12 protein-coding genes are annotated in these 14,791 nt (G+C 41.2%); 8 read left to right on the top strand and 4 right to left on the bottom strand.

The features are described 5' to 3' along the window. The first annotated feature begins 109 nt into the window (after positions 1-109). The 3 genes from AKG37_RS08600 (at position 110) to uvrA (ending at position 5,517) form a co-directional block, all read left to right on the top strand. Positions 110-355 carry a CsbA family protein gene (locus AKG37_RS08600; RefSeq protein WP_034318699.1) on the top strand — a complete coding sequence of 82 codons (246 nt, stop codon included), beginning with the start codon at positions 110-112 and terminating at the stop codon, positions 353-355. Positions 356-647: 292 nt separating this feature from the next. After that, entirely contained in the window at positions 648-2,633 is a 1,986-nt protein-coding gene (uvrB, locus tag AKG37_RS08595; protein WP_060698421.1) for an excinuclease ABC subunit UvrB, read from the top strand. A gap of 7 nt (positions 2,634-2,640) precedes the next feature. Continuing rightward, positions 2,641-5,517, top strand: coding sequence for an excinuclease ABC subunit UvrA (gene uvrA / locus AKG37_RS08590; RefSeq protein ID WP_060698420.1), 2,877 nt, complete (start codon positions 2,641-2,643; stop codon positions 5,515-5,517). 40 nt (positions 5,518-5,557) lie between these two features. Here the strand turns inward: uvrA and AKG37_RS08585 are convergent, their stop codons facing one another. Continuing rightward, complete coding sequence (locus AKG37_RS08585) at positions 5,558-5,788, bottom strand: hypothetical protein (protein WP_060698419.1); 231 nt, start codon at positions 5,786-5,788, stop codon at positions 5,558-5,560. A 197-nt stretch (positions 5,789-5,985) separates the two neighbouring features. Between AKG37_RS08585 and AKG37_RS08580 the strand changes: the two genes are divergently transcribed. The 5 genes from AKG37_RS08580 to AKG37_RS08560 all read left to right on the top strand — a co-directional run bounded on the left by AKG37_RS08580 (position 5,986) and on the right by AKG37_RS08560 (position 11,961). Further along, positions 5,986-6,321: a hypothetical protein gene (locus AKG37_RS08580; RefSeq protein ID WP_060698418.1), complete on the top strand. Its 336-nt coding sequence runs from the start codon at positions 5,986-5,988 to the stop codon at positions 6,319-6,321. 11 nt (positions 6,322-6,332) lie between these two features. Further along, a complete protein-coding gene (locus tag AKG37_RS08575; RefSeq protein WP_060698417.1) occupies positions 6,333-7,424 on the top strand; it encodes a DUF4097 family beta strand repeat-containing protein in 1,092 nt (363 codons plus the stop codon). 6 nt (positions 7,425-7,430) lie between these two features. After that, on the top strand, positions 7,431-7,625 hold the full coding sequence (locus AKG37_RS08570) for a PspC domain-containing protein (RefSeq protein ID WP_060698416.1): 195 nt from the start codon (positions 7,431-7,433) through the stop codon (positions 7,623-7,625). Then, positions 7,626-8,012 (top strand): phage holin family protein, encoded by a 387-nt coding sequence (locus AKG37_RS08565; RefSeq protein WP_007500042.1) that lies wholly within the window; start codon positions 7,626-7,628, stop codon positions 8,010-8,012. Positions 8,013-8,106: 94 nt separating this feature from the next. Further along, positions 8,107-11,961, top strand: coding sequence for a lamin tail domain-containing metallophosphoesterase family protein (locus AKG37_RS08560; RefSeq protein ID WP_060698415.1), 3,855 nt, complete (start codon positions 8,107-8,109; stop codon positions 11,959-11,961). 30 nt (positions 11,962-11,991) lie between these two features. Here AKG37_RS08560 and AKG37_RS08555 read toward each other — a convergent pair whose 3' ends face one another. From AKG37_RS08555 to nagA, 3 genes are read right to left on the bottom strand one after another with little or no spacing between them, the layout of a single operon-like run. After that, positions 11,992-12,717 (bottom strand): GntR family transcriptional regulator, encoded by a 726-nt coding sequence (locus AKG37_RS08555; protein ID WP_060698414.1) that lies wholly within the window; start codon positions 12,715-12,717, stop codon positions 11,992-11,994. A gap of 18 nt (positions 12,718-12,735) precedes the next feature. Further along, positions 12,736-13,461 carry a glucosamine-6-phosphate deaminase gene (gene nagB, locus AKG37_RS08550; protein ID WP_060698413.1) on the bottom strand — a complete coding sequence of 242 codons (726 nt, stop codon included), beginning with the start codon at positions 13,459-13,461 and terminating at the stop codon, positions 12,736-12,738. After that, positions 13,461-14,651, bottom strand: a complete 1,191-nt coding sequence (nagA, locus tag AKG37_RS08545) for an N-acetylglucosamine-6-phosphate deacetylase (RefSeq protein WP_060698412.1) — start codon at positions 14,649-14,651, stop codon at positions 13,461-13,463. Before nagA ends, nagB begins: the two co-directional genes overlap by 1 nt. Positions 14,652-14,791 lie beyond the last annotated feature (140 nt).

Genomic DNA, 14,791 nt, shown 5'->3' with positions numbered 1-14,791 from the left:
AAAGTCTCCGAACCAAAAGAAAAATAGGTGAAATTGAAAACTGTGAATTGTTCAATATGCCAATCTTTACTATAATCAAGGGAGTAGACCATGATGAGGGAGGGTTTTTGTGATTACAAAAGCCATATTTGCACTAGTTTTTCCTTTCCTGCTCGTTATTTTATTTTCAAAGGTTACTTATAATCATTACGTCGGCATTGCATTAACAGCAGCGCTTTTATTTGCTTCGTACATGAAGGGCTATACAGAAACCTACTTTATTGTGGGATTAGATATTATTTCTTTAGTAGCAGGGGCATTGTTTATGGCTAAGAAAGAAATCGAAAAAAGAGAAAAAGCTGAAAAACATCATTGATGTCATCGTCATCAAGAGCATGATGGTATTTTTAAACAAGAGCTGTGCTTACAATTTTTAGTGAGTGCAGCTTTCTTTTTGTGCTCTTTTTCTGCTCATCGAATATCTCACTCCAAAATGTTCCATACTGAAAGGAAGGTTTTTTTAAGAGGGTTATTTGCCTTGGGAGAGAGGGTATGACTGTATTGGAAATAAAAATCAAGCATAAGCCCGAACTTTAGTTCGTATTTTTGTGTCCTTTTATGATAATATATTCATTAGATAGATTTCGTAACGAAACGGAGGCTTTGATGTGAGTGACCGCTTTGAATTAGTTTCTAACTATCAGCCCCAAGGAGATCAGCCAAAGGCGATTGAAAAGCTTGTTGAGGGGATCCATCAGGGGAAACAGCATCAAACGCTGTTAGGTGCTACAGGTACGGGAAAGACCTTTACTGTATCCAACCTGATCAAAGAAGTGAATAAACCGACACTTGTCATTGCGCATAATAAGACACTTGCCGGTCAGCTGTACAGCGAATTCAAGGAATTCTTTCCGAATAATGCTGTTGAATATTTTGTGAGTTACTATGATTATTACCAGCCGGAGGCATATGTGCCTCAGACTGATACATTTATTGAGAAGGATGCCAGCATCAATGATGAGATTGATAAGCTGCGGCACTCCGCTACATCCTCGTTATTTGAGAGAAGAGATGTCATTATCATTGCCAGTGTGTCCTGTATTTATGGCTTAGGTTCGCCAGAGGAATACCGAGAGCTTGTTCTGTCTTTACGTACTGAAATGGAGATTGAACGCAATCAGCTTCTTCGTAAGCTGGTGGATATTCAGTATTCTCGTAATGATATAGATTTTCAGCGCGGAACCTTCCGAGTCCGAGGAGACGTCGTTGAGATTTTTCCTGCTTCACGAGATGAGCATTGTATCAGAGTGGAGTTTTTCGGTGATGAAATTGAACGTATACGTGAAGTGGATGCACTGACTGGAGAAATACTTGGTGATCGTGATCATGTGGCTATTTTCCCAGCATCTCACTTCGTCACAAGAGAAGAAAAGATGGAAAAAGCAATTATCAATATTGAGCAAGAGCTTGAAGAGCAGCTCGAGAAGCTTCGTGAAAACGGAAAACTGCTTGAAGCACAGCGCCTTGAGCAGCGGACAAGATACGATCTTGAGATGATGAGAGAGATGGGTTTTTGTTCAGGAATCGAGAACTATTCAAGACATCTGACTTTGCGTCCTCCTGGTTCAACACCTTACACACTGCTTGATTATTTCCCAGATGATTTTATGATCGTTGTTGATGAGTCGCACGTAACGATTCCTCAAGTCCGCGCTATGTACAATGGGGACCAAGCGAGAAAGCAAGTGTTGGTTGATCACGGATTCCGTCTGCCATCCGCTCTTGATAACAGACCGCTCACCTTTGATGAGTTTGAAAAGCATATCAACCATATTGTGCATGTATCTGCAACGCCTGGTCCATACGAGCTTGAGAAAACGCCAGAGGTTGTGGAACAAATTATCCGTCCAACAGGTTTACTTGATCCAATCATTGAAGTCCGTCCAATTGAAGGGCAAATTGATGATTTAATTGGAGAAATTCATGCACGAGTTGAGAAAAATGAGCGTGTGCTTGTGACTACGTTGACGAAGAAAATGTCTGAGGATCTCACAGATTATTTAAAAGAGATTGGCATCAAAGTGAATTATTTGCATTCAGAAATTAAGACCCTTGAGCGGATTGAAATTATTCGTGATTTACGTCTCGGAAAATATGATGTGCTTGTTGGAATCAACCTTCTTCGTGAAGGGCTGGATATTCCAGAAGTGTCGCTCGTGGCAATTTTAGATGCGGATAAGGAAGGCTTTTTGCGCTCTGAAAGATCCCTCATCCAGACGATTGGCCGTGCAGCGAGAAATGCAGAAGGCCGAGTCATTATGTATGCAGACAATATGACGAAATCGATGGACATTGCGATTCAAGAAACGAAGCGTAGAAGAGAACAGCAAGAAGCATATAACGAGAAATTCGGGATCACTCCGCAAACCATCCATAAGAAAATTCGAGATGTCATTAAGGCAACAAAGATACATGAGGATACGGAAGAATACGAAACAAAAGCAGCACCAAAGCTGTCGAAAATGAGCAAAAAAGAACGAGAAAAAGTGATCGAAAAGGTCGAGATGGAAATGAAAGACGCAGCAAAAGCGCTTGATTTTGAAAAAGCAGCAGAATTAAGAGATCTATTGCTAGAGCTAAAAGCGGAAGGATGATTGCCCGATGGCTATGGAACGAATAGAGGTGAAAGGTGCTAGAGCCCACAACCTTAAAAATATTGATGTAAATATCCCGCGTGACCAGTTAGTGGTCATCACGGGATTATCTGGTTCAGGAAAATCGTCGCTTGCCTTTGATACCATTTATGCCGAGGGTCAGCGCAGGTACGTTGAATCTCTTTCAGCGTATGCACGCCAATTTCTTGGTCAAATGGATAAACCGGATGTAGATGCCATTGAAGGTCTTTCTCCGGCGATTAGTATTGATCAGAAAACGACGAGCCGGAACCCTAGATCAACGGTTGGAACTGTTACTGAAATTTATGATTACTTGCGTCTCTTGTATGCTCGGGTTGGAAAACCGATTTGTCCTATACATGGGATTGAAATTACGTCACAAACGATTGAGCAGATGACAGATCGTATTTTAGAATATCCAGAAAGAACGAAATTGCAAGTGCTTGCCCCGGTTGTGTCCGGTCGCAAAGGAACACATGTGAAAGTACTTGATCAAATTCGGAAGCAGGGCTATGTCCGTGTGAGAGTCGATGGAGAGATGGAAGACCTTTCTGAAGAGATCGAGCTTGAAAAGAACAAGAAGCATTCTATCGAAGTGGTAATTGATCGTATTGTGGTGAAGGAAGGCGTGGCTGCTCGTCTGTCTGACTCTCTTGAAACTGCGCTGCGGCTAGGTGAAGGCCGGGTGATGATTGATGTGATCGGACAAGAAGAGCTGTTATTCAGCGAACATCATGCTTGTCCGCATTGCGGATTCTCTATCGGTGAGCTTGAGCCAAGAATGTTTTCGTTTAATAGTCCTTTCGGTGCCTGCCCGAGCTGTGATGGGCTCGGTTCTAAACTAGAAGTCGACCCTGAACTTGTCATTCCTAATAAGGATTTAACTTTACGACAGCATGCCATTGCACCATGGGAACCGCAAAGCTCGCAATACTATCCGCAGCTTCTTGAGACCGTATGTACACATTATGGCATTGACATGGACATTCCTGTGAAAGATATACCGTCGCATTTATTCGATAAAATTTTATATGGAAGCGGATCTGAGCGGATTTATTTTAAATACGAAAATGATTTTGGACAGGTACGTGAAAATGAAATTGAGTTTGAAGGTGTTCTTCGTAATATTGAACGACGCTATAAAGAAACCAGCTCTGATTATATTCGTGAGCAAATGGAAAAATATATGGCGAATCAGCCATGTCCGACATGTAAAGGATATCGTCTGAAAAAAGAAACGCTGGCAGTTCTCATCAATGGTAAGCATATCGGAGAAATCACCGATTTGTCTGTCTCTGATGCCCTTGATTTCTATGAAAAAATCGAGTTGTCTGAGAAAGATTTGCAGATTGCTCAGCTCATTTTACGTGAAATTAAAGAGCGCTTGTCCTTCTTAAATAATGTGGGATTAGATTACCTAACATTGAGCCGGTCGGCTGGCACACTTTCAGGTGGAGAGGCGCAGAGGATTCGCCTGGCGACTCAAATCGGGTCAAGGCTGACAGGTGTTCTTTATATTTTAGATGAACCATCCATTGGTCTGCATCAGCGTGATAATGACCGTTTGATTGGAACATTGAAAAACATGCGCGACATCGGCAATACACTCATTGTCGTGGAGCATGATGAAGATACGATGCTAGCTGCTGATTATTTAATAGATATTGGACCTGGGGCAGGAGTTCATGGAGGAGAAGTGATTTCAGCTGGAACGCCGGAAGAAGTCATGAAAGATCCAAAATCCTTAACAGGACAATATTTATCTGGCGAGAAGTTTATTCCGCTCCCGATCGAGAGAAGAAAGCCTGACGGCCGCTATATTGAGATCAAAGGGGCAAAAGAAAACAACCTGAAAAACGTAAATACAAAATTTCCGCTCGGCGTTTTTACAGCTGTGACCGGTGTATCTGGCTCAGGAAAAAGTACGCTTGTGAATGAAATTCTATTAAAATCACTGGCCCAAAAATTGCACAGAGCGAAGGCGAAGCCAGGACAGCACAAGGAAATCAAAGGGATGGATCATTTGGATAAGGTCATTGATATTGATCAATCACCAATTGGCCGTACACCACGATCCAACCCTGCCACGTATACAGGTGTATTTGATGATGTGCGGGACGTGTTTGCACAAACCAATGAAGCAAAGGTACGAGGCTATAAAAAAGGCAGATTCAGCTTTAACGTGAAAGGCGGACGCTGTGAGGCTTGCCGTGGAGATGGAATCATTAAAATTGAAATGCACTTCTTGCCAGATGTGTATGTACCGTGTGAAGTGTGTCATGGGAAACGTTATAACCGCGAAACACTTGAGGTCACATATAAAGGGAAAAACATTGCTGATGTGCTTGAAATGACGGTGGAGGACGCACTCCAATTTTTCGAGAACATCCCGAAAATTAAGCGGAAGCTTCAAACGATTTATGATGTTGGATTAGGATACATTACACTTGGACAGCCTGCAACGACATTGTCCGGAGGAGAGGCGCAGCGCGTGAAATTGGCATCTGAGCTTCACCGCCGATCAAACGGAAGGTCTCTTTATATTTTGGACGAGCCGACAACAGGTCTGCATGTGGATGATATTGCCCGTTTATTAAAAGTGCTTCAGCGTTTGGTTGAAAACGGGGATACGGTCTTGGTCATTGAGCACAACCTTGACATTATCAAGGCTGCTGATTACCTCGTTGATCTCGGACCAGAGGGCGGCGCAGGCGGCGGAACGATCATTGCCTCTGGAACCCCTGAGCACATTGCAAAAGAAGAGGCTTCTTATACAGGACAATACTTGAAGCCAGTTTTAGAGCGTGACCGTGAACGCATGAAACAATTGGTCAAAGAAACGGAAAGTGTAACTTCTTCATAAAGAAAAGAAGAAAAACCCCTCTTATCGAGGGGTTTTTCTTTTATTGCACATCTTCCTTTGGCATTAAATTACTAAGATGCGTTAAATCCTTTAAAATATGGGTACTGCTGCTGTCGAGCAATACCTTTAAGTAACGGATATCACCATACTTCGGGTGAGACGGATGAATGGTTTCGAGCTCCTTGATCATTTCGCTGTTCATACTTTTCTGTTTCTGTATAAGGTCTAAAAGCGTTTGAGCCGTGTGGTTAGAATTATGATGATCTGTCAAAATAATTACCCCCTATAATGATAATCACCATCTTTTCAACATATTTTAAAGGGTAATCTGTGAAGAATCTACACTTAGGTGCAAAAAGAAATAATTTGTGTCTAAGGTCATATGTAAATCGAATGATTTTGAAACTTTTTATACGCAATAAACGTATGAATTAGAAAGGAATTTTCGTTATGAAGGAGCGAATATATATGAATAGAGATCAGTCGATCATTGCATCTATTTGTTATTTTAGTGTTTTATTTATGCCGTTTATTGTACCGATCGTGGCGTTTTTTGTAGTAGATCAAAAGGAAACGAAACGACATGCGCTGCGGGCATTATGGTCACATCTTTTGCCAGTCGCAGCGTGTGTTATTTTGGTCTTTGGGTCTATCCCATTTTTATTGGCGACACAGGCAAACGACTCGCTCATTCCAGTCATGACGGTGTTCATCTTGTCCTTTTTAGTAGCCATTGGCTTTTTGATCTCTCTCATTTGGAATATCATTCAAGGTATTAAAGTACTTCAATCTATCAAATCGTAGGAGGGCTTTGTATGAATGAAAAAGAACGAATTTTAAAATTAGTAGAAGACGGGGTATTATCAGCAAAAGAAGCGATTACGCTGCTGGAAAAACTAGAAGAAGGTCAGTCTGTCTCATTAGAGAAGTCCACAGCTGAGCACACTTTTCATGAAGAAAAAGCTGGAGCAGATAGCAAAGGAAACGGCACTGAAAACCTTGGAGCAAAACTGTTTGGCTGGTTAGATTCTGCGGTGAAAAAAGTCAAAGACGTTGATCTAGATTTGAACTTTGGACAGTCAGTCGATGTTGAGCACATTTTTCAGTTCAAAGACGCCTCGCTCTCTCATTTAGATATTCAATTGGCGAATGGCAGCCTCAACGTCATGCCTTGGGACGATGGCGATATTCGAGCAGAGTGTCATGCGAAAATCTACCGTGCAGAGGACGGAGAGCAGGCAAGACAGCAATTTCTCAATCAATTGGACTGCGGGCTTGAAGGGGATAAATTTTTCATCCGAACCGAAAAGAAGACGATGAAAGTCAATGTCACTTTATACGTACCGCGTATCCAATACGATAAGATCAAGGTCAAGCTGTTTAATGGGCCGATTCGCGGGGAAAAGCTAAAGACAAAAGAACTTGCTGCAAAAACGACAAATGGTGTTGTCTCTTTTGCCTCGTTACAGGCAGAAAAAGTCGGAATCGAAACAGCAAACGGACAAATTAAACTGGCAGATCACGAGTGTGGTATGATTGAAGTAGAAACCATTAATGGGCTTATAGACCTGCGCGGGAAAAGTGAATCAATTGATGCTCAAAGCTTTAACGGAAATATTGCTGTTCAGCTGTCAGATGAAAATTGCCGTTCCATCTATGCGAAAACGACAACAGGAAGTGTGGACGTTCAAATCCCGCGGGCGTGTGCAGTAACCGCTGAGCTGAAAAGCAATCTCGGGTCTATCTCTCACGATTTACTTGATGCAGAGATGATTAAAGAGAAAAATGAAACATTACAAAAAGAGAAAATGATCAAAGCCAATCAACAAGCAGTGCACAGTATATCCATTTTTGCAGAAACAAAAACAGGATCAATACAAGTAAAGCACCAATCAGACAAGGAGTGATTCTACATGAAGAAACTTTATCGTTCAGCAACAGATAAAAAAATAGCGGGTGTTGTTGGTGGACTTGCGGAATACTTAAGTGTGGATGCATCCCTGCTTCGCATTTTAACCGTCATCATCGGATTTTTGACAGCATTTATGCCGATCTTCCTGATCTACTTCATCTGGTATTTTGTTGTTCCGGAAGAAGGCACTAATTAAATGCTTAGATGGATCGTCAGTATTTTCGTAAATGCATTACTTTTAATCGTCATTGCTGGATATTTTGATTCGGGTATTCTGCCAGGACTCGGGAGTGTTTATATTGAAGGATTTGGCGCTGCCATTGTGGCAAGTATCATTTTGTCCTTGCTCAATATTTTAGTGAAGCCGTTTTTGATCATTTTAACGCTTCCAGTGACCGTCCTTTCACTAGGATTGTTCTTGTTTGTCATCAATGCCATTACACTGATGATGACATCGAGCTTTATGGGCGATAGTTTTAACATTGATGGGTTCGGTACGGCCATTTGGATGGCTGTCATTTTATCCATTTTCCATCTGTTGATACAAAAAGGAATTGTAGAGCCGTTAGCGAAAAAAAGCTAACGGTTTTTTCGTGCAAAATTGTATCATTTCTCCGTTCCATCTGACATAAAAACCACCTTCAGGAGACACAATATCCGAAGGGAGGCGGTGCAAGATGGTGAACGTGAGCAGACAAATTATGCTTTTATGTTTTTTTATCATTCTTTTTTGTTTCAGTCAGCCTGCTTCTGCAGGCCCTTTTCTTCAAACAGAAGTGAATTTACCGGACAAGCCTTTTTCTCCTTTTATCTTTGACCAGTTTCATGTGGACGTCCGTCCGGTTCAAGGGAAAAGCCGTGATCTTCAGTTTCGTGCGTCGATTAGCGACCAAGAACAGATTTTGTCTGCGAACTTGTATTATAAACAAAGTGATGAACTTGGGTACCGGTTGATTCCAATGGAACGGTTACCAGGGATGAAGCCTGAATTTACAGCGAAAATTCCGCCAGATCAATTATGGAATCCGACCGTTCGTTACTATACAGAGTTCCTTACGCAAAAATCTGTGATCAAAACGGCAGAGCAATCTGTTCATTTAAATGGTTTTGAAGAGGATCTTTCGCATATTCCGGACTTATTCATCACAGAAATTGTCGTCAATTCAAAAAACAGAAAAGGCAAAGATGCCTTTGAATTTATCGAAGTGTATAACACGACACATGCGCCTATTTCTCTTAAACATTATCAGCTCCGCTACCGTAATCCCACGCAAGGTATCGAAATGGATGATGTGTACTCCTTTCACGCAAATCCAGTCACCATTTCACCTGGAAAACCGTATGTTTTCTGGCTGAGAAAAAAAGGGCAGGAGCATTTAACTGCAGCGGACTTTAATGCCATGTACAAAAGCCAATTAAAAGAGGGCGAGCATCTATCCATTATCGAGAGCAAGGGGTTGTCCAACTCTAAATCTCGTCTTGTCTCGATCACAACAAATATAGGTGAAGAGATTTCTTCTGCTGCATTTCGTTTGAAGCCATCATGGTTTAGCGAGCATAAATCCTTGCTGTTCAAATATCCAATGGATGGTACTACGCAGATGAAGCTGATCTCGAAAATTGAAGAAGAACCTACTCCAGGAAAAGTGTTAAAAGCACAAATTCCATCTGAGAAAAAGGACATTTCTCAAGATATCCATAAACCCGTGATTGAAGATATGACGGTAAGGAAACCGGTGAAACCAACTGAAAGCGTAGAGATTAAAGCAGATGTCCAGGATGATCAGGTCGTGAAAACCGTCAAACTGCGCTATCGAACGAATCGAAAAGAGGCTTTCAAGGAAATCCTTCTGCAAAAAGATCATAATGACCGATTATTTCATCATATTATTTATTCGCCTGAGTTGATTGGTAAGGAACAATTGGAATATCAGCTTGAAGCATCAGATGGCGAAAATGAAGCCATGACGTTGAAAAAAACGATTGATGTGGAGCAGATTAGCAAAGCCCATGGCCTCCGATTCAATGTGGAAGAAGGAGATACAGTTTCAGGGTTATTTTCATTAAAGGCAACATCTGATCAGAAAAAAAGCATCGAATTGCTGATAGATGGAAAGCGGAATCAACAAGTATCTTCTGCCCTTGAAGCAGATCCATATATCGCATTTGATGTCAAAGGGACAAATTTATATTTTAGAAATGGTGTGTCTATAGGTAAGCGTTTACTTTCTATTTTTGATGATTCGACAAAAGTGTATCGTACCTATACAATACCGATACCAGAAGAAGAGATAAAAAAGGCAGGTCCTCAAACGATTTCCTTCCATGCCGGCACGAAGTCTTCTCCGATGGACCGGTTGCCTGGAGAGAATCATGATGATTTTGAATTGAAGAATGTCAGGATGATCTTATCGAATGGGACACAAATTTTTCCAATCAATGCGAAACCGCAAAAAGAATGGAGAATGGGAGATGGCGGGAACGCCAAAAAAGTCAGAACGTTTCAATTTGAGATCCCAAAAGAGGCTTATGTTTCAACCTATATGAAGTGGGACACAAGAAGGATGAAAGAAGGGCCGCATCTAATTGAGGCCAAAACCTCAGACGAGCATGCTTCAGTACGTGTGAAAGTGGATAACACGGGTCCGAGAATCAAGACCAATGTAAAAGCAAAGGATCAATACAAAGGAGCCTTTACATTAAAAGCAAAGGTTACTGATCGCTGGAGTGACATAGAGGAATTGAAGGCATTTGTAGATGGCAAACCAGTTTCTTTGCCATATCAGACGTCCTCTAGCGAATTAGAGCCTGGGAAGCACACGTTTACGATCAAAGCAAAAGATGCTGCTGGGAACCTGTCGACGCTGAAAAAGGAGTTCAAAACCGTCCATGAACATCCTGAGACACCAGAACGGGTGGCAGATAAGACAAAAATGAAATCATCAAAGCAAACTGTGCTAACAAAGGATCCAACGAATGATACATTAGATTACTCTTTTTATCGTGCTTATCAATACACATCACTGCATCCTTCAATGAAGATTTTTAAATATGCGGCAGAGACAGAACCGCCAAAGGGTTTCTTCCAAAGAGGAGAAATGAGCTTTTCTGATCAAGAGAGAAACCGCATTGCATTTGTTGATGGGAAGACAGTTGAAACGAGGGATTTACAACGTTTTCCCTATCATCGTTTTCAAATCAAAGTTCATCATGGCGTACGTGAAAAGGATGTCGTCGAAGCTGTGTGGAAAGGGAGTTCATTGTCAGGGAGAAAGGTGACAATGTACGCATGGAATCACCAACAGGAAAAGTGGGATAAAATCATTCAACACTTTGCCAAGGATCAAAAGGAGTTTTACCTGAAGGGGTTGCTGTCAGTCAGACAGTACATGAAGAATCAAACGTTTGATCTGCTTGTGCAGGATGAAATCAGCAAATCGCATAAGCCATATAAGATGATATGGATGTCTGACACTCAATATTATGCAAAAAGCTATCCTCATATCTTTAAACAAATGGTCGAATGGATCAGAGATCAGAGGGAGAAATTAAACATTCAATATGTGTTCCATACAGGCGATATTGTGGATGATTCAAAGGATAAGCAATGGCACCGGGCAGATACATTTATGCGTGTATTAGATGACAATCACATTCCTTATGGTGTTTTAGCGGGAAATCATGATGTGAGACACAAGGACGGTTTTTATGCAGAATACGGGAAATATTTCGGAGAGAAACGCTTTGCAGAAAAACCTTACTATGGTGAATCCTATCTAAACAATAAAGGCCATTACGATCTCATTTCTGCGGGCGGCAATGATTATATGATGGTGTATATGGGCTGGGGGATTAAGCAAGATGAAATTGATTGGTTAAATCGTGTGATTTCTGAGCATCCAGATCGTATCGTCATATTAAATTTCCATGAGTATTTGTTAGTGAGTGGCAACCGAAGCCCGATTGGCGATCTCATTTTCCACCAAGTGGTGAAACGCCATCCTAATATTGTGGCAGTATTTAGCGGCCACTACCACGGAGCAAGCAGGAAAGTAGATGAGCTTGATGATGACCATGATGGAAAAGTAGACAGGAAAGTATATCAAATACTCGCCGATTATCAGTCAGGACCTGAAGGTGGTCAAGGGTTTATGAGGGTGATAACAGCCGATCAAGAAAAAAATCAGCTTCATTTTACGACATACTCACCTTATTTGAATCAAGAGCATTTCTATGATCCCAAAACATATGGCGATCAGGATGAATTTTCAATCGATGTGGATTTGACGCCGAAAATGAAAGCTGTCAAAACCAATTATTTTGAATTAAATGTGTATACAAATGTTCTTCTAGGTGAAACCAGAGGCGTGAAAAGTGGCAAAAAAGCGAGCTTTGAGTGGAAGGGCTTAAAGCCAAATGAAGATTATTATTGGTACACTGTAGCAAAAGATCGTTTTCAAGGAAAATCCATTTCACCTATATGGAAAATCCATACAAAAAATGATGATGAAACAAAATTTCTTAGGAAATAAAAAACAGTGCTCCGTTTCAGGGGGCACTGTTTATCTTTCCATAGTATGAATGAGTTTATATCGATCCCCTCTATAAACCGAAAGGACATACTCAAATGGAATGTCATGTTGAAAAAAAGTCGTTCTTGCTATTGATAGCACAGGATCGCCTTTTGAAATAGTCAGCACGTGTGCTTCTTCCTCCGAGGCAACATTTGCTTCAAGCTCCTGTTTTGCATGAGCAATGACAAGGCCCGTATGAGTTTCTATATATTCATATAAAGAGCCAGCTAAATGTTCCTTTGTTAAATCTTCTGCAAATCTTTCAGGTATATAGCACGTTTCAATCGCCATCGGTTCATCATTGGCAAGGCGTATCCGTTTTAGTTCATACACTGCATCGCTATTTGACAGTTGTAAGACTGGCAGCAAGTGCTCTGGACATGCGGTTTTTTTGAAGTCAATCAGCTGGCTTGAAGCTTTGAGCCCACGCTGGCGCATATCCTCGGTAAAGCTTGTTAAGCCTTGAAGGGGCTGTTCAAATTTTTTTCGGCTAACAAATGTTCCTTTTCCTTTTTGGCGATACAAATATCCTTCATTCACAAGGTTCGATAAGGCTTGTCTGACAGTCATTCGACTAATACCAAAGCGTTCGGCATATTCTCTTTCAGAAGGAATGAGTGTATCAGGTGCTAATGTTCCATCCTCAATCTGTTTTTTCAAGTTCTCCATAATCTGATGGTACATTGGAATAGGTGACTGCTTATCAATAAACATGTGAAAATCCTCTCGTGTTTAGCGTAGTGAACCAGCTTCTCGATCGATTAAAATCGTGACATCTTCATGGAGTTTCAGTGCAGATGCTGGGAAGTCTGGGTGAATCTCTGTCTGTTCTAAATATTGTATCACTTTCGCTTTTGATTTTCCTGAAGCAAGAAGGAGAATTTTTTTGCTTGAAAGAATGCTCGCAATTCCCATCGTGATGGCATGTGTAGGTACCTCATCAATAGAAGAAAAGTACCTTGCATTGGCCTGTCTTGTGTTTTCATCTAATTGCACAACATGAGTCTTTGAGTGAAAAGGGGTGCCAGGTTCGTTAAAACCGATATGTCCATTTTGACCAATTCCAAGAAGTTGAAGATCAATACCTCCTACATCTTGAATGAGCTGATCATATCTTAAGCATTCTTTTTCTAAATGAGCTGCAGCGCCATTTGGAAGAAAATACTGATCTTGTGGGAGATCAATATGATCAAATAAGTGACGTTTCATGTAGGTCATATAACTATTTTCGTGCTCTGGATCAAGTCCTGCATATTCGTCTAAATTAATGGTTTTGGTTTGTTTGAAAGACAATTGGTGCTCTTGATGAAGTTGAATTAACTCTTTGTAAGTATCAATCGGTGTACCGCCCGTTGCTAGGCCGAGTACGGTATCGGGTTTAGCAGCTATTGCATGTGCAATAATGGCAGCGGCTTCTTTTCCTAATTGATCTTTGTTTTCTAATTCGATGATGTTCATCAGTGGCGGGCCTCCTTTTTTTCAAAGACGATTTGTCCACGGCAGATCGTCATCATCAGTTCACAAGATTCATCCCAAATCACCAAATCTGCTAGTTTTCCAACTTCAATCGACCCTAGCTGTTGGTCAATGCCTAGCTGAGTGGCTGCATTGGTTGAGGTCATCTTTGCTATCTCTGTCCACTTACAATCTGTGATTTGTTTCATTCGTTTGACGCCATCTTTCATTCGCAAGATTGATCCTGCAAGTGTACCATCCGCGAGTAATGCTTTTTCGCCGCTGACTGTCACAGTCTGACCGCCAAATTCATACGTTCCATTCCCGAGCCCTTTTGCGCGCATCGAGTCTGTAATCATGATTAAATGATCACTTCCTTTTGCCAAATACGCAAGTTTGATGGAAAGAGGGTGGGAGTGGATCCCATCTGTGATCAGCTCAGTATGAAGGTTCTGGTTTGTAAGAGCAGCACCTACAGCATTTGGTTCCCGGTGCTGAAACGAGCTTAGAGCATTATAAAGGTGCGTCACATGTCGTGCACCATGCTCAGCTGCTAAATTGATCATGTCATGATGAGCATTCGTATGTCCAATCGAAGGGATCATATTCTTTTCCTGCAACAGGGAAAGAAAAGCAAAATCAGTGTCTTCCTCAGGTGCAAACGTGACAATTCGAATGAGCTGTTCAGCTGCATCAAGCCATTTTTTAAAAAGCGGGATGTCAGGCTGTTTAATCCATTGAACAGGCTGTGCCCCTGCCTTATCTTTAGAAATAAATGGACCTTCGAGGTGGATTCCTAGACATTGTGCCTGACTTCCTGCTTGTTCTTCATTACTTTGTTTCCACTGAGCGACATTTTTAAGTGCTTGTTCAATCTCTTGATGATTTTGTGTGATGGTTGTCGCTAAAAAACTTGTCGTTCCTTCTGATGGTAAATTGTCAGCGAGTGTATTCATCGCTTCTGGTGTCGCATCCATCATGTCTGCACCATATCCGCCATGGATGTGAATATCAATCATTCCGGGAAGTAAATAAAAGTTTTCCCGGGAAATATATACTTTTTCATAATTTCCTGTCGGTGGTGATGTTGAAATATAGTCAATCTTGCCATCGCGTAAACCGACAAAACCGTTTTCAATGATCTTTGACTTTGTCACAATATGAATATTGGAGAGTAATAAAGAACTGCTCATGTTTGAGCCCCCTTATTCGTGATCTATAACTTAAGTTTACTCTTTTTAAGTATAGTTGTCTATACCAGTAAGGGCGATGAAACAGGATCAGGATAAAATACTGTTTTGGGTTCATCATTGAAAGTGATAAAATAGAGCTG

The organism is Bacillus australimaris (genome assembly GCF_001307105.1).
Classification (GTDB): domain Bacteria; phylum Bacillota; class Bacilli; order Bacillales; family Bacillaceae; genus Bacillus; species Bacillus australimaris.
Note: the sequence above shows the minus strand (reverse complement) of the source record. Positions and strands in the feature narration are given on the sequence as shown.